At 36.7% G+C, this 15447-nt stretch carries 16 protein-coding genes and 1 riboswitch; of the genes, 8 read left to right on the plus strand and 8 right to left on the minus strand.

All coding sequences use genetic code 11. The annotated features are described in order from the left end of the window. Positions 1–27 precede the first annotated feature (27 nt). On the minus strand, positions 28–1233 hold the full coding sequence (locus BLQ56_RS03475; protein WP_090849905.1) for an MDR family MFS transporter: 1206 nt from the start codon (positions 1231–1233) through the stop codon (positions 28–30). A gap of 198 nt (positions 1234–1431) precedes the next feature. On the opposite strand from BLQ56_RS03475, the gene BLQ56_RS03480 reads away from it, so the two are divergent. Beyond that, on the plus strand, positions 1432–1620 hold the full coding sequence (locus BLQ56_RS03480) for a hypothetical protein (RefSeq protein WP_090849907.1): 189 nt from the start codon (positions 1432–1434) through the stop codon (positions 1618–1620). A gap of 81 nt (positions 1621–1701) precedes the next feature. Here BLQ56_RS03480 and BLQ56_RS03485 read toward each other — a convergent pair whose 3' ends face one another. Further along, positions 1702–1854: a glycogen biosynthesis protein GlgD gene (locus tag BLQ56_RS03485; protein ID WP_090849909.1), complete on the minus strand. Its 153-nt coding sequence runs from the start codon at positions 1852–1854 to the stop codon at positions 1702–1704. A 13-nt stretch (positions 1855–1867) separates the two neighbouring features. Continuing rightward, on the minus strand, positions 1868–2149 hold the full coding sequence (locus tag BLQ56_RS03490; protein ID WP_090849911.1) for a YtzC family protein: 282 nt from the start codon (positions 2147–2149) through the stop codon (positions 1868–1870). 182 nt (positions 2150–2331) lie between these two features. Here BLQ56_RS03490 and mnmL point away from each other — a divergent pair, with 182 nt between their 5' ends. Continuing rightward, positions 2332–3294 (plus strand): tRNA modification radical SAM protein MnmL/YtqA, encoded by a 963-nt coding sequence (gene mnmL, locus BLQ56_RS03495; RefSeq protein WP_090849913.1) that lies wholly within the window; start codon positions 2332–2334, stop codon positions 3292–3294. Beyond that, entirely contained in the window at positions 3291–3863 is a 573-nt protein-coding gene (mnmM, locus tag BLQ56_RS03500) for a tRNA 5-(aminomethyl)-2-thiouridylate-methyltransferase MnmM (protein WP_090849915.1), read from the plus strand. The genes mnmL and mnmM overlap by 4 nt, the downstream gene beginning before the upstream one ends. An 86-nt stretch (positions 3864–3949) precedes the next feature. Here the strand turns inward: mnmM and BLQ56_RS03505 are convergent, their stop codons facing one another. Further along, positions 3950–5029 carry a tetraprenyl-beta-curcumene synthase family protein gene (locus BLQ56_RS03505; RefSeq protein ID WP_090849917.1) on the minus strand — a complete coding sequence of 360 codons (1080 nt, stop codon included), beginning with the start codon at positions 5027–5029 and terminating at the stop codon, positions 3950–3952. Positions 5030–5060: 31 nt separating this feature from the next. Continuing rightward, positions 5061–5840: an alpha/beta hydrolase gene (locus tag BLQ56_RS03510; protein ID WP_090849919.1), complete on the minus strand. Its 780-nt coding sequence runs from the start codon at positions 5838–5840 to the stop codon at positions 5061–5063. A gap of 90 nt (positions 5841–5930) precedes the next feature. On the opposite strand from BLQ56_RS03510, the gene BLQ56_RS03515 reads away from it, so the two are divergent. The 4 genes from BLQ56_RS03515 (at position 5931) to BLQ56_RS03530 (ending at position 9349) form a co-directional block, all read left to right on the plus strand. After that, a complete protein-coding gene (locus tag BLQ56_RS03515; RefSeq protein WP_090849921.1) occupies positions 5931–6440 on the plus strand; it encodes a gamma carbonic anhydrase in 510 nt (169 codons plus the stop codon). Between the two features lie 163 nt (positions 6441–6603). After that, positions 6604–7179 (plus strand): phosphatase PAP2 family protein, encoded by a 576-nt coding sequence (locus BLQ56_RS03520; protein ID WP_090849923.1) that lies wholly within the window; start codon positions 6604–6606, stop codon positions 7177–7179. Continuing rightward, positions 7176–8321, plus strand: a complete 1146-nt coding sequence (locus BLQ56_RS03525; protein WP_090849925.1) for a glycosyltransferase family 4 protein — start codon at positions 7176–7178, stop codon at positions 8319–8321. The genes BLQ56_RS03520 and BLQ56_RS03525 overlap by 4 nt, the downstream gene beginning before the upstream one ends. A 149-nt stretch (positions 8322–8470) precedes the next feature. After that, the gene (locus tag BLQ56_RS03530; RefSeq protein WP_090849927.1) at positions 8471–9349 is read left to right on the plus strand and encodes a C39 family peptidase; all 879 of its coding nucleotides are present in this window, start codon (positions 8471–8473) and stop codon (positions 9347–9349) included. Between the two features lie 51 nt (positions 9350–9400). Here the strand turns inward: BLQ56_RS03530 and asnB are convergent, their stop codons facing one another. Then, the gene (gene asnB / locus BLQ56_RS03535; protein ID WP_090849929.1) at positions 9401–11299 is read right to left on the minus strand and encodes an asparagine synthase (glutamine-hydrolyzing); all 1899 of its coding nucleotides are present in this window, start codon (positions 11297–11299) and stop codon (positions 9401–9403) included. Between the two features lie 203 nt (positions 11300–11502). Next, a complete protein-coding gene (gene metK / locus BLQ56_RS03540; RefSeq protein ID WP_090849931.1) occupies positions 11503–12702 on the minus strand; it encodes a methionine adenosyltransferase in 1200 nt (399 codons plus the stop codon). Positions 12703–13008: 306 nt separating this feature from the next. Beyond that, positions 13009–13162, minus strand: a riboswitch (SAM riboswitch). A gap of 228 nt (positions 13163–13390) precedes the next feature. Here metK and pckA point away from each other — a divergent pair. Next, positions 13391–14980 carry a phosphoenolpyruvate carboxykinase (ATP) gene (gene pckA / locus BLQ56_RS03545; protein WP_090849934.1) on the plus strand — a complete coding sequence of 530 codons (1590 nt, stop codon included), beginning with the start codon at positions 13391–13393 and terminating at the stop codon, positions 14978–14980. Positions 14981–15193: 213 nt separating this feature from the next. Here the strand turns inward: pckA and BLQ56_RS03550 are convergent, their stop codons facing one another. Beyond that, positions 15194–15436 (minus strand): DUF2584 domain-containing protein, encoded by a 243-nt coding sequence (locus BLQ56_RS03550; protein WP_090849935.1) that lies wholly within the window; start codon positions 15434–15436, stop codon positions 15194–15196. Positions 15437–15447: the final 11 nt, after the last annotated feature.

The raw sequence follows: 15447 nt of genomic DNA on the forward strand, positions 1-15447 counted from the left end.
GAGAACAATTCTCCCAAGGTTTATGAATTATGATCCCGCGCCTGCAACAACAACATTTTCTTCGTTCACTGCTGATTGTTTTAATTTCCGATCATATACAAGTGTAGTAAATACTGAGATCGTCAACAAGCCAATCAATACAAAAAACAACATACTCATTCCAAATAAATCTACTAGCACACCACCAACAACAGGCCCTAGCATTCTACCACCTGTCGCCATACTATTAACAATCCCCTGGTAAAACCCCTCTCGTCCTTTAGGTGCCAATTCATTAGCAATCGTTGGAACAGCCGGCCACACAAACATCTCACCAACTGTTAAAATCAGCATCGCTACAATAAATCCAGTGAATTGAGTCGTATTTAATAGAACAATAAAAGATCCTATAAATATAAAAATCCCAATCACAATTTGAGATTTAAGTGTTTTGGCAAAGAAGCGAACAACCGTATTCACAACTGGTTGGCCAATAACAATTAGTGCTCCATTAATTGTCCAAAGAATACTATACTGCTTCATACTAATCCCAAGTCCTTGTGTATATGAAGCGATGGTTGATGCCCATTGTGAGTATGCAAGCCAACACAATATATATCCGATTGAAACGATTAGCAATGCACGTAACTTTGTATAATTTTTAATCACTTTCTTTTGTCCTAATACATTTTGTTGCTCCGCCTTGTCAACATTAATTGAACGATATCCAAACACCGCTAGTAACAGAAAAACCAAGTACATGACTGCATTTGCTGTAAACACATATTGGAAAGAATAAGAAGCTACTAAGCCACCAAGTGCAGCTCCAACAGCTACCCCTACATTTGATCCAACATACATCGCATTAAATGCTCTTCTCCCACCTTCTGGCCAGACAGAACCAGCCATAGCATACATCGCCGGAAATACAATACCAGAACCAAACCCTAAAACAATTAATAAGATTACATAATAAGGCCATTCATTAAAAAAGACGAGCCCTGCAATGGCTGCCATCGAAATAATAATACCAATTAATACTGATTTGTAACCGCCAACTTTATCAAATAAAGTTCCACCTACAAGATTTCCAATCACACTAGCTCCAGAATTCAACATTAACACTATTCCTGCGACTGTTAATGATTTCCCTAGTTGATCATGGATGTATATTGTATTAAGAGGCCATAAGAAAGAGGCCCCAGTTACATTAATAACCATTCCAATCACTAAAACCCAAAGAGTTCGAGGCATTCATCTCATCCCCCATTTTCTACTATAATATATGCATTCCTTTGCTCCAAAAACCATTCTATTCCTTTCTTTTGCTTTTATCAATATGGTAAAGAATCCACATAATTTTTAGAACTTTGCATTAAATAGGACATTAATAAAATATAATTCAATTAACCTGAATAAGCTTAAGTAAGTGAAAGGGGGATTGATTATTTTATGGAACGCTATCCATTATTATTTTTATCATGTATAGTTGCTGGTTTTGCATTATTAAAAGTTCCACTTGATGGTTTCTTATTTCCATTAAGCCCATTAGTATACCTTTTTGGTCAGGTAGCTATTCTTTTGTTCTCTTGTGTACTGATTATTCAAGGTTTAATGTCATTATTAAGTAGAAGATTTTAAAGAGATATCTCCACTGCTATTACATAGTTTTTAAAAATAAAAAAGAAGAGCGTGAATAAAATTTCACACTCTTCTTTTTTGTTATTCTGGACGTTGTTTTGATTTAATTGGTTGTCCTTTTTTTGCATTTTGCTTTTTTACTTTCTCAACCGCACTTAACTCTTCTCCAAATTCACTGTTATGTCCATTTTGCGTCTTTTGTTCAGGATTATTTTGTTTAGAACGCTTTTTCATAGAATGGTTCCCCCTATTTATATTCTGTGATGATATTCTCATCTAACGTTAAGTCATTTTGCAGCTGTTGTAACTGCAATCTCATACGATGTAGCTGTTCACGCTGTTGACCATTACAACTTAACGCCAAATGTGCAAGGTCATTTCCACGTTCTTCAAGTAAGTTAAGAGCATCTGTATATTCTGTGAGGTTGTAGTGCTCTTGTTGTCTTCGCATTGTAACTTGTTCCTGAGCATAACGAATAGTATCTTCACATTGTGCTAAAAAATCTTCAACAGATTTACGAGTGGCCATCCATACCCCTCCTTTATTCTTTGTGAAGCGATGCCTCATCACTTGATAGTTTGTGCATTTCTTAGCTAACAAAGTCTTAAGAATGTCTTCCAATTTTGTACACATTATTTACATTGTGATGTATGAATTAATCATGCTACAATCATTTAATGGACAATTTTTTTCAAAAGGAGATACCTGACTTGAATCAGAATAACCCATTTTTATATGCATCCGACGATAAGCGTTATCATACATGGAATTATCACTTAAGAAAGCATTTTGGTCATAAGGTTTTTAAGGTCGCGCTTGATGGTGGCTTTGATTGTCCTAACCGTGATGGTACAGTTGCACATGGTGGTTGTACATTCTGTAGTGCTGCCGGATCTGGCGACTTTGCCGGTGATCGTGCAGATGACCTATTAACACAATTTAATGATATAAAAGCAAAAATGCATACGAAATGGAAAGACGGAAAATACATGGCTTACTTTCAAGCCTACACTAATACACATGCACCAGTGGACGTTTTACGTGAGAAATTTGAACCTGTCTTAAATCAGGAAGGTGTTGTCGGAATATCTATAGCAACACGCCCTGATTGCTTACCAGATGATGTGGTTGAATATTTAGCAGAGCTTAATGAACGAACATATCTCTGGGTTGAACTTGGATTGCAAACTGTTCATGAACGTACGGCGCTCCTAATCAACCGAGCGCATGATTTTGATTGCTATATTGAAGGTGTCAATAAATTACGAAAACATAAGATCCGAATTTGTTCTCATTTAATCAATGGTTTACCACTTGAAACCCCTAACATGATGATGGAGACCGCTCGGGAAGTTGCAAAACTGGATGTTCAAGGGATTAAGATTCACTTATTACATCTATTAAAAGGTACACCTATGGTAAAGCAATATGAAAAAGGACTGCTCGAATTTATGTCCTTGAATGATTATGTAAGTTTAGTATGTGATCAATTAGAAGTTCTACCCCCGGAAATGATTGTTCACAGAATAACTGGTGATGGACCGATTGACCTGATGATTGGCCCGATGTGGAGCGTAAATAAGTGGGAAGTCTTAAATAGCATTGATGCGGAACTTAAGCGTAGAGATAGCTATCAAGGAAAGTTTTATAAAAAGGAAGTTGAACAAAAATGAAGTTAGACCGGATTCTTCCCTTTGCTAGAAAGTTATTAACATTAGCTGTTTCACCAGGTGACATTGTCATCGATGCAACGATTGGTAATGGTCATGATACTCTATATTTGGCAAATTTAGTTGGAGAGAGTGGTCATGTGTATGGATTTGATATTCAACAATCTGCAATAGATCAAACGGTTAATAGGCTTAGTGAAGCACAAGCCTTATCTCGTGCTACCTTATATAAGGAAAGTCACGATAAAATCAGTACATTACTACCAGCCTCAGCTAATCATAAGGTAACAGCAGCCATCTTTAATTTAGGTTACTTACCTGGTGGAGATAAAGAAATTGTCACAAAGCCAGACTCGACCATTGCAGCAGTTGAGCAAATACTTGAAATGATGCCTCCGGAAGGAATAATCATTCTTGTCATCTATCATGGTCATGAAGAAGGTGCGTACGAACGAGATGCACTTCTAAAATATGTCACAACCATCGATCAGCAATATGCACATGTCTTGAACTATCGATTTATGAACCAACAAAATAATCCACCCTTCATCCTAGCAATTGAAAAAAGATAAATCATGGTGCCAGGCACCTAAAGCGGGACGTGGAATGTCCCGCCATCTAACAAAGGTAGTGCGAATAACGCACTACCTTTGTTTTTTTACCTACTAAATGCACCTGATACTTTTTGAAAGGTACGGAATGCACGGCCATTCATATAAAAGAAGAGGGAGGTTCCTCCACCACATTTAATCATTTCCCTCGCAATTTTTGATACTTTCTTTTGTTTTCTAACCTTTTCATCAGAGAGATAGATCCCAAGAAGGCCACGATTGATTAGTTTATGAAATTTCTCATTTGGAAGACCTTTTATATGCTTGTCGGCTTCACGAACAAAGTGCTTCAGACGAGCCAATAATTTCTCTTCATGTGGATAATAAAAGCAAAAATTCAGGTCTCCACCTTTAATATCCTCTTCTTGATCAATTAGATAATCAAGCATAATGTGAAGACCTTGTATATAAGGGAAATAACCACTTCTTATTTTCTCAGCTATTTCTTTATCAAATTCACGCTGAAACCCATGGGCAACCAAACAGAAAATACCAAGAGTTGAACCTGAGCACGCTGAGAACTCATACCATTCCATTTCAGGTAATTCCGGTTTATAAGTCTCAAACCATTTTTCAAGTCTAGGTACACGTTCATCTACTTGGACATGCTTATGAACCTGAAGGTCACAATAATAACCGGCCAACTCGTGTAAATGAGAAACTATTTTATCATAGTGTTTTGAGTTGGATAGTGATTCTTGACAAGACATTACCAGGTCACTTAAATAACCACCATCGTCTTGCTCTTCTCGATATCGATAATAATTCGTTGTTCCCTGACCAACTGTTAACGCATGTGGCATAGACTCATGTAGTGAGCGAAAGTCTTTCGGATTTAACGAAGTACTTCTGTCACATAAATTATCTAGATAATCACTAATCGTCTGGTAAGCGACAATAAACTTAATACATTCTTTCCAATTCTCATGAGCTAAAATAGCCATGATTGACCCACCTTGGCAATGAAAGGTCTTCGAATCAATACTTGCTAACGCTTGCTTCCTTAATTCTTGGTTTGGAATTTTTTCTGCTTTTTCTCGCCAATGTGCTAAGTATTTATGTACTGTTGGTATTACATCATTATACACTTTCCCCATTAACGGGAAGGGGTGCGTTGGTACTTTCAATTAAATCACCACACATTTCATGTTGTATCCATTAGATTAAATTATTTACAAAAGCTAAAGCATAATTAAATACTTGCTCTCTTTCAGGTTCGTTAAAAACTTCATGGTATAACTCAGGATATTCTTTATACACTTTTTCACTGTTATTAACATGATTAAACCACGTGAAAACAGATTCCTTGTTTACAATTTTATCTTCTCCACCTTGAAGCACTAATAACGGTATATTCGGAAATTTATCAACTTTTTTGTTAGCTTGTTTCATCCCGTTTGATAACTCTCGATACCATCTTACCGATACGTTCTTAATATACAACGGATCTTTAGTATTAGCTAAGCGCACTTCTTCATTTCTTGTTGCCTGGTTAACCGTAACACCACTATTTACTCTTAATCTTGGGCAAAATACATTTAAACCTCTCGTTACCAAATCCAAAGCCTTTGAAGGTGGATGTACTAAACCGAGACATGGCGAGGATAAAATCACACCTCTTACTTGCGAAAATTTTTCTTGAAGTGTTCTAATAACAACAGTACCACCCATACTATGTCCAATTAAGAAAATCGGTAAATTGTAACTAGATGCATGCCTAATCCACTTTTCAACTTCATTAATATAATCATCAAACTGTTCAATATGGCCACGGCTTTTGTTGGATACATCCCCCTGTCCGGGTAGATCCCCCATCACAACATTCATACCATTAGTTTGCCACTGTTCAATTAACCATCTGTATCTTCCATGATGCTCATTCGCTCCATGGACGATAACAATGACTGCTTTCGCATTTTCGGCTTCCCAATTCCACATATAAAAGCCTCCTTTTTATAACAAATAAAAAAGTGTTAAACTAAACTTAGATGATTTTTGAAAATAATTCAACTGAAAGAGGGAGAGTTCATGATATATCCATATAAAGATAAACATCCAAAAATCTCCGATTCAGCATTCATTGCTGACTTTGTAACCATCACCGGAGATGTCAGGATTGGGGATTATAGCACAGTCTGGTTTAACACTGTGATCAGAGGAGATGTGGCCCCTACAATTATAGGTAATCGAGTAAACATTCAAGACAACTCCTGTCTTCATCAAAGTCCAAATAAAACGCTACTGATCGAAGATGATGTAACAATAGGACATGGAGTTATCCTACATAGCTCAGTCATCCGAAAGAATGCATTAATAGGAATGGGCTCTATTATACTTGATGGTGCTGAAATTGGTGAAGGTGCCTTTATTGGTGCCGGCAGTCTTGTTCCACCAGGAAAAAAAATCCCCCCACATACGTTAGCTCTTGGGAGACCTGCAAAGGTTGTTCGTCCTCTAACCGAAGAAGACAAAAAGGATATGGGTAGAATTCGACAGGAATATGTTGAAAAGGGACAGTATTATAAGTCTTTACAATAAGAACCGAAAGACACTGGCTATAAGAGTGAGTTTTCACTCACTCTTTCTCCCTACTACCTCCTCTTATCTATACTTTACTTAATCTTTACAACCACTTATTATTCCTTTTAAATCGCACTGATACAATAAATCTCAAATAGAGTTGTATAGGGGGCGATAGATAATGATTACTAAAATAATGCTAAATTGCTATTCGGTAGAATGTCAGCTTTTTTATAATGTCAATAAGCATTATGACGTAAAAGGATTAAACTTATTTTTTAGAACGATTACACATTTAGGCGGCGCTTCGTTTACGATTTTAACTTGTTTAGCCATCATTTTCTTTTCTACAGGTCAACTCCAATTGGCTGGAGTAGGATGTGCCATTTCATTAGCACTTAGTCATATCCCAGTAGCTATAATGAAAAAGTTCTACCCTCGTTTAAGACCCTATATCGCGTTGGAGCATACAAAGCATCAAAACAAACCATTAAAAGACCATTCGTTCCCATCCGGTCACACAACTGCTATCTTTTCAGTGATCCTTCCAATAGTCATGTTTTTCCCAACGCTTTCTTTATTCTTAATCCCGGTCGCATGTTTGGTGGGCATCTCAAGAATTTATTTAGGTTTACATTATCCCTCAGATGTACTAGTTGGAATTTTTCTTGGTTCAATCATTGGAATTATTTCTTTTTTCTCTGTCACAAGTTACCTAGGTAATTATCTTGGGCTTGATTTAGGAGGGCTACTATGAAAAAAATCGCTATTTTTACGGATACTTACGCACCTGATGTCAACGGGGTTGCAAGGACATTAAAAAGATTAACAACCTACTTAGAAAAACAAGGGGTTGAATATAGAGTTTTTGCACCCGAGAGTACAAGTCAAACCATTTTCGAGCATCAAATACATCGTTTTATTAGTCTCCCTTTTTTCTTATATCCTGAATGCCGATTAGGATTACCGAACCTTCCTTCCATTAAATCAGAGCTTCAACTTTTCAAACCAGACTTAATTCATATTGCAACTCCATTCAATATTGGTCTAACAGGATTGCATTACGCAAAAAAAATGAACATTCCAGTTGTGGGCTCTTATCATACTAATTTTGATCAATATCTAAACTATTATGAGCTACAGTTTTTATCTAAGGTTCTTTGGAAGTATATGCATTGGTTTCATCGGCCATTTAAGAGAATTTTTGTCCCCTCTAAAGAAACCTTAACTGATTTAAAAAAGCATGGATTCACCAATCTAAGTATTTGGCCAAGGGGTATTGACTGTAATCTATTCCACCCAAATCATTCAAGAGAAGTATTCCTGAATAAATATCAAATCAAATCAACCTATATCCTTACTTATGTTGGCAGATTATCACCAGAAAAGGACGTAACAACATTAATTGAAATAGCTATGGCGATTCCAAACTATTTACATGATCAAATACAATGGTTAATCGTTGGGGACGGTCCTTCTAAAGATGAAATGATGAAAACCGCACCACCTAACATGACCTTTACTGGCTTTCTAAATGGAGAAGAATTAGCTGAAGTATATGCTTGTTCTGACTTGTTTATTTTTCCATCCCCAACAGAAACCTTTGGTAATGTTGTATTAGAATCGCTTGCTTGCGGTACTCCAGTTATTGGAGCAAATTCTGGAGGTGTCAAAAGTATCATTCAGCATGAAAGAAATGGTTTACTTTGTAACCCAAATCAAGTTGATGAGTTTGTTTCAGCCATTCTTAAGTTGATAAATGATGGTCATTACCGAAAGGAAATGGGGCTAGCTGGACGGTCCTACGCATTAACGCAATCTTGGGATGTTATTTTTGATAATCTGCTTACTGAATACATTGAAATACTTCATACACAAGAAGACGTAAAATACGCTTAATTTTAAATCATCCATTTATAGAACCACCCTACTTATCCCTTTTCTTATTACTTATCTGTGCTTACCTTTATAAGGAAGCACTTTTTTTGATTGTTTAAGACGAATTCATGGTATGATAAAAAGGAACTATAACAATAAGGAGTAATGTTATGACAATTGCTTTAGTTCTTTTATCAGGGCTCATTACAATAGCCTTAATTATCTATATATTAAGTGGAAAGAAAGGGAAACCTTTTAAACGTATAGCATCGATTTATTCTCTTTTATTTTTCAGCTTATTTAGCATCTTGTTTGTTCACCATACTGACTGGCAGCGTGTTAGTGACAGGGTCAAAGCATTCAGAACTGATCATAATAATAAGCCGATTACACAACCTGTCGAAGCTGTTGTGGCACATGCTGAAGCTCAGCCAGCACCAATAAAATCATCAGTTTTGCTTGATGCACCTGTAATTAATCAATTTCCTGGGCTTCCTCGAGGTTGTGAAGTAACGAGCTTGGCCATGTTACTTCAAGATGCAGGGGTTAACATTGATAAAATGACACTTGCTAAAGCTGTCCGGAAGGATCAAACTCCATATAAAGAAGCTGATGGCAAGATTTACTTCGGTAATCCTAATATTGGCTTTGTTGGAGATATGTATTCATTCAATAATAAAGGGTATGGTGTTTATCACGGACCAATTGCAGATTTAGCTGATCAATTTCTGCCTGGACAAATAATTGATTTTACAGGAAGTGACTTTGAAGAGGTAAAGAAGCACTTATCAAAAGACACACCTGTATGGATCATTACAAATGTTCACTACAAGGAACTATCGCCTTCTTTATTTGAAACTTGGCATACGAGTGAGGGACTGATAGATATTACCTTCAAGGAACATTCAGTATTAATTACAGGTTATGATGATAAGTATATTTATTTTAATGATCCTCAAACAGGAACAAAAAATAAAAAAGCACCCAAAGAGGACTTCATAAAGGCTTGGGAACAAATGGGGAGACAAGCTATTACCTATTATCAATAAAAAGACAAAATCACGCTCTATTAAGTGCGTGATTTTTGTTTGTTTATTACATTAAACACCAGCAGGTGCTTTTGTTTCTTTATAGACGTTCGAAAAGTCATAAACTTTCTCAACGTAGACTTGATGCCAAACCATGAAAACAAGAACGGTCCATATTTTCCGGCTATGATCATGCTTACCTTTACAATGTTCGTCCAACAGGTTTAAAATCAAATTCTTATTAAATAAATGAGCCGTATCACTTTGGTTAATGATATTTACTGCCCAATCGTGCATTTCATTTTTCAACCAATGCCTAATTGGTACAGGAAACCCAAGTTTCTTTCGTTCAAGCACATGGTCTGGTACAATTCCTTCAACTGCTTTACGAAGAATGTACTTTGTTGTATTGTTAGCTGTCTTCAATTCAGGTGAGATTTTTGAAGCAACATCAAACACAACTTTATCCAAGAATGGAACACGTAATTCCAATGAATGTGCCATTGTCATCTTATCTGCTTTTAGTAAGATATCTCCACGTAACCATGTGTGTATATCAATATACTGCATGCGGTTTACAGGTTCATACCCTCTTGTCTCTTGATAAAAAGGAGCCGTAATGTTTGTATAGTCTAATCCCGCTTTATATCCTTTTAAAAGATGCTTCTTTTCATCCTCAGCAAACATTTTTGCATTCCCAATGTAACGTTCTTCCATTGGAGTAACACCACGTTCGATAAAGCTCTTCCCTCTAACTCCTTCTGGAAGAATCTTTGCGATTTTGCGAAGCATTGCCTTACCAGGTTCAGGAATCTTGTTGAACACCTCGAGTGACTGAGGCTCACGGTAAATATTATATCCACCGAATAGTTCGTCAGCTCCTTCACCAGATAGCACAACAGTTACGTGCTTACGAGCTTCTCTGGCCACAAAGTATAGTGGAACAGCTGCTGGGTCTGCAAGAGGGTCATCCATATGCCATATAATCTTAGGCAGCTCATTCATATATTCCTCAGGCGAGATCACATAGCTAATGTTTTCGACACCTAGCTTACTTGCTGTTTCTTTTGCGACATCAATTTCACTAAAACCATCTCGTTCAAACCCGACAGAAAAAGTCTTAATGCTTGGATGAAATTCTTTTGCAATTGAGACAATAATCGAAGAATCAATTCCACCAGATAAAAAGGAACCAACAGGAACATCACTTCGCATATGAATCTTCACAGAGTCATATAGGGCGTCACGAATTTCTTTAACCAATTGCTCTTCATTAGCATGTTTTGGTTGAAAAGATGCTTTCCAATATGTTTTGATTTCCATCTTTTCACCTAGCTTTTTTGTGAAATAATGACCTGGTTCTAGCTTCTTTATTCCATAAGACATCGTTTCTGGCTCTGGCACAAATTGATAAGTTAAATAGTATTGAAGAGAATCATAATTTAATACATCATTTTCTAGTGCCAATAGAATACTTTTCTTTTCAGATCCAAAATAGGTCTTATCTTCATTTTCTAAGTAAAAGAAAGGCTTAATTCCGAATTGATCTCGAGCTCCAAACAAGGTTTGCTCTTGCTTATCCCAAATAACAAAGGCAAACATTCCTCTTAACTGTTCTACTGCCTTTTCCTTGATATCACTATAAAGAGCAATAATCACTTCAGTATCACAATGTGTTGCAAATTCAAAACCTTTATTCACAAGTTCTTCTCTTAATTCCAGATAATTATAAATTTCCCCATTGAAAATAATCCAATATCGCTCATTTTCATAAGAAAGTGGTTGATGACCAGCTTCGATATCAATAATACTTAAACGTCTAAAGCCAAACTGAATATGATCATCATAAAAATACCCTGCATCATCTGGACCACGATGAGTGATAATCGTGTTCATGTCTTCAAACTGTGCTTTTTTCACTTCATCTATCGTTGTTTCTTTATCATGTATACATCCTATGAATCCACACATTTATGTAATTCACCTTCTTATTCTTATTATTTTTTCATTATAGACCTGACGATTAGGATTCTAATAGTCAGTGTAACCAATACTCTAGATTGTAACATAATCAATATTCTATTTGACGTCTTTTTCTACAAAAAGTTACATATTCAGATGGATTATTTTCCACACAAAAAGAGTTACACGAATGTGCAACTCTTTTTATTCATTTATTTTAGAGCTTGAGCTTTTAGAGTCTCTGCTTTATCTGTTCTTTCCCATGGTAAGTCTAAATCTGTACGACCAAAATGACCGTATGCAGCTGTTTGTTTATAAATTGGACGACGTAGGTCTAGCATCTTAATGATTCCTGCAGGACGTAAATCGAAATTACTACGTACAACTTCTACAAGTACTTCTTCTGACACTTGACCCGTACCAAACGTATCAATTGCAATTGAAACTGGTTGAGCAACACCAATCGCATAAGCTAATTGGACTTCACACTTATCTGCTAGTCCTGAAGCCACAATATTTTTGGCAACATAACGTGCTGCATATGCTGCAGAACGGTCAACTTTCGTTGCGTCTTTTCCTGAGAATGCTCCCCCACCATGACGAGCATAACCACCGTAAGTATCAACGATGATTTTACGTCCTGTTAAACCAGCGTCACCTTGAGGTCCACCGATAACGAAACGGCCAGTCGGATTGATAAAGTATTTCGTGTCTTCATCAATTAATTCACTCGGAACTACTGGTTTAATAACATGTTCCTTTATGTTACGTTGAATCTGTTCTAGAGAAACTTCAGGGTGATGTTGAGTCGAGATAACAATCGTGTCGATTCTCACAGGCTTATCATTTTCATCATATTCAACGGTTACTTGTGTTTTTCCATCCGGACGTAGGTATGGTAAGATATCCTCTTTACGAACTTCAGTTAATCGACGAGCTAATTTGTGAGCTAATGAAATCGGAAGGGGCATAAGTTCCTTTGTTTCATTAATCGCGAAACCAAACATTAAACCTTGGTCACCAGCTCCAATTGCATCAATTTCCTCATCGGTCATTTGTCCTTCTCGAGCTTCTAGAGCCTGGTCAACACCCATTGCGATATCTGCTGATTGTTCATCAATTGATGTTAATACAGCACATGTTTCAGCATCAAAGCCATATTTTGCACGAGTATATCCAATTCCACGTATTGTTTCACGTACAATTTTAGGAATATCAACATATGTAGACGTTGTAATTTCCCCTGCAACTAGAACCAAACCTGTTGTCACTGATGTTTCACAAGCAACACGCGCATTTGGATCATTTGTTAAAATTGCATCAAGAATTGAATCAGAAATTTGGTCAGAAATTTTATCCGGATGTCCCTCTGTTACTGATTCTGATGTAAATAAACGGCGTTTTTTTGACATGACAAACGCTTCCTCCTTTATAAATGGTGAAACAGGTGAAGCCTGTTCACATTGTTTTAGATACGGTACTCATTCCCTTAGTATTCATAACTTAAGCCCATTTTATGAAGAAAACTTCGCTAAAACGCTCTAAACAAATTGTGAAGTGTGTTTTTCGTAAGTGAACTATTTATGTAAATCACAACGTAAAGATAGACTAGCCATCGTTTCTTAAGAATTTTCTATTAGCAAATCACGATACATATATACAATAAAAAACCTTTCCTTCATCTAGAGGAAAGGGTCCATTTATGTAATCGCCTTTCACTCTTATCGCTCAAAGCATAAAGCCTTGCATCAGGTTAGCACCTTATCACCAAATCAAATGAAGCTAGGGGAAATTAATCCCTTAACTATAAATAGAATAGTAATGGTTGCCGGGTTTCATGGGGCCTGTCCCTCCACCAGCTCGGGATAAGAGAGTATCCGTTCAATGACATATCATAACGTACCGAACATACAGTGTCAACAATGAAGTCACAAAGATTTTAAGGATGTACTACTTTTACTCTATATTCACTTTCCGGTTAAATTTGCATAAAATAGATAATTATAGTATGAAACATTAAAACCAATGTGTTATACTTATTCCGAGTAAAATGATAACGTTTTCTCAACTTCTTATTTTCTGGCAAAAGGTGGGGTTTTTATGAGTTCAGTTGATATAATAGCAGAAAAAATTAGCACATTATTGAGGCAAAATCATTTCTATCATAATTTATCAGTTCCTTGTCTTGTTGAGAAAATCCTTGCGAGAAATGAAGCGGTCTTAACCTCAACAGGAGCCATCGGTGCAACAACAGGTAAATATACAGGCCGTTCACCTAAAGATAAATATATTGTAAAAGAACCTTCTATACTTGAAAAAATTAATTGGGGGAGCATCAATCAACCCATATCATCAGAGAGCTTCGAAAAATTATATAGAAAAATAATAAACTATCTACATCAAAAGGAAGAGATATTTGTTTTTGATGGATATGCTGGTGCTGACATTAACCACCGAATGGGAATTCGTGTCATAAATGAGTATGCATGGCATAATCTTTTTGCAAGACAATTATTTATTCGCCCTACTGAAGATGAACTTGCGAGCCATACTCCTGATTTTACTGTCATATCCGCTCCAACCTTTAAAGCAAATCCACTAGAAGACGGTACAAACTCTGAAACATTCATCATCATTTCTTTCGAGAAAAGAATCGTTCTAATTGGTGGAACTGAATATGCTGGAGAAATGAAAAAAGCAATTTTCTCTTGTATGAACTATCTTTTACCTCAAAAAGGGATATTACCAATGCATTGTTCAGCCAATGTCGGTATAGAAGGCGATGTCGCACTTTTTTTTGGTTTATCTGGAACTGGTAAAACAACTTTGTCTGCTGATGTGACAAGGAAACTGATCGGCGATGATGAACATGGCTGGTCTAGTTCAGGTGTTTTTAATATAGAAGGCGGTTGTTATGCAAAGTGTATTTCTTTATCACGAGAGAAGGAACCACAAATCTTTGATAGCATTCGATTTGGCTCAGTATTAGAAAATGTTGCAATTAATGAGGAGACCAGAGTGGCAGATTATGAAGATGGTTCTCTCACTGAAAACACTCGTGCAGCCTATCCGATACAGGCGATGGATAACATTGTTGATCCAAGTCTAGCAGGACACCCAACAACCATTATTTTTCTTACAGCAGATGCGTTTGGAGTGTTACCTCCGATTAGTAAGTTAACAAGAGAGCAAGCCATGTATCATTTCTTAAGTGGTTATACAAGTAAACTAGCAGGAACAGAACGGGGAATCACTTCTCCTGAAGCAACTTTCTCAACATGCTTTGGAGCACCATTCTTACCCCTTCCGGCAACAACCTATGCAGATATGCTAGGTGGACTTATTGACCAACATCATGTTCAAGTGTATTTAGTAAATACAGGATGGACAGGTGGAGAATACGGGGTTGGCGAACGAGTAAAGCTTAAATACACTCGTGCTATGATCCAAGCTGCAATTGAGGGAGACCTCCTTCACACTGAAACAATTAAAGCTGACAATGTCTTTGGGTTAGAGATCCCCCTTCATGTCCCAGGCGTACCTGATGATGTGCTACAGCCAGCTAAAACATGGGTCGATCAAAATGCTTACTATATTAAAGCCAAAGAATTAGCGTTAAAGTTCAAAGAAAACTTTAAACAATTTTCAAATGTTGCAGAAGAAGTGTATGAAAAGGGCGGCCCACTTTAAAGATTGATTCTGTCCTTCTTGAACAGTTATGAAAGACAAAATCCTTATCACCAACACTAAAATGTCCTTCATCAGCCCATGATGGACAAAGACCCAAGAGAAGAGTGCTTCATCAGGGTTATGAAGGACAAAATCTCCATTACCCCAAACCGAAATGTCCCTCATACTAGCTATGAAGGACATTTCCTTAATCTAAATCAATCATTTCTCAACCTAGTTAGTCGAATTCAACTTAATTAATTCATATGTAATGAGGGTTCGATTTTGTTCTAATTCGAGCTTTTTGATGAGTGCTTGTCCGCTTGTCTCACTATCTAATGTCTTTCTAACTTCTACAGGTATTTCAATTGGATATAAGCGATAGCCTTCTTTAACAACTGTAAAAAGATTTTCTTCAATTCTTTCTTCTTTACCCTTAGTGACAATTAAAGTGTTAAGTTCAAGTGGCATCCCCATTGTATTTCGCT

The sequence above is a fragment of the Litchfieldia salsa genome (assembly GCF_900104555.1).
Taxonomy (GTDB): domain Bacteria; phylum Bacillota; class Bacilli; order Bacillales; family Bacillaceae_L; genus Litchfieldia; species Litchfieldia salsa.

Excerpts from the sequence above, each read along its gene's own strand:
- BLQ56_RS03550 (WP_090849935.1), bottom strand. The coding sequence starts at position 15,436 with ATGGGGATGCCACTTGAACTTAACACTTTAATTGTCACTAAGGGTAAA.
- BLQ56_RS03480 (WP_090849907.1), top strand. The coding sequence starts at position 1,432 with ATGGAACGCTATCCATTATTATTTTTATCATGTATAGTTGCTGGTTTT.
- BLQ56_RS03485 (WP_090849909.1), bottom strand. The coding sequence starts at position 1,854 with ATGAAAAAGCGTTCTAAACAAAATAATCCTGAACAAAAGACGCAAAAT.
- BLQ56_RS03510 (WP_090849919.1), bottom strand. The coding sequence starts at position 5,840 with ATGTGGAATTGGGAAGCCGAAAATGCGAAAGCAGTCATTGTTATCGTC.
- mnmM (WP_090849915.1), top strand. The coding sequence starts at position 3,291 with ATGAAGTTAGACCGGATTCTTCCCTTTGCTAGAAAGTTATTAACATTA.
- asnB (WP_090849929.1), bottom strand. The coding sequence starts at position 11,299 with ATGTGTGGATTCATAGGATGTATACATGATAAAGAAACAACGATAGAT.
- BLQ56_RS03530 (WP_090849927.1), top strand. The coding sequence starts at position 8,471 with ATGACAATTGCTTTAGTTCTTTTATCAGGGCTCATTACAATAGCCTTA.
- metK (WP_090849931.1), bottom strand. The coding sequence starts at position 12,702 with ATGTCAAAAAAACGCCGTTTATTTACATCAGAATCAGTAACAGAGGGA.
- pckA (WP_090849934.1), top strand. The coding sequence starts at position 13,391 with ATGAGTTCAGTTGATATAATAGCAGAAAAAATTAGCACATTATTGAGG.
- BLQ56_RS03520 (WP_090849923.1), top strand. The coding sequence starts at position 6,604 with ATGATTACTAAAATAATGCTAAATTGCTATTCGGTAGAATGTCAGCTT.
- BLQ56_RS03475 (WP_090849905.1), bottom strand. The coding sequence starts at position 1,233 with ATGCCTCGAACTCTTTGGGTTTTAGTGATTGGAATGGTTATTAATGTA.
- BLQ56_RS03515 (WP_090849921.1), top strand. The coding sequence starts at position 5,931 with ATGATATATCCATATAAAGATAAACATCCAAAAATCTCCGATTCAGCA.
- BLQ56_RS03490 (WP_090849911.1), bottom strand. The coding sequence starts at position 2,149 with ATGGCCACTCGTAAATCTGTTGAAGATTTTTTAGCACAATGTGAAGAT.
- BLQ56_RS03525 (WP_090849925.1), top strand. The coding sequence starts at position 7,176 with ATGAAAAAAATCGCTATTTTTACGGATACTTACGCACCTGATGTCAAC.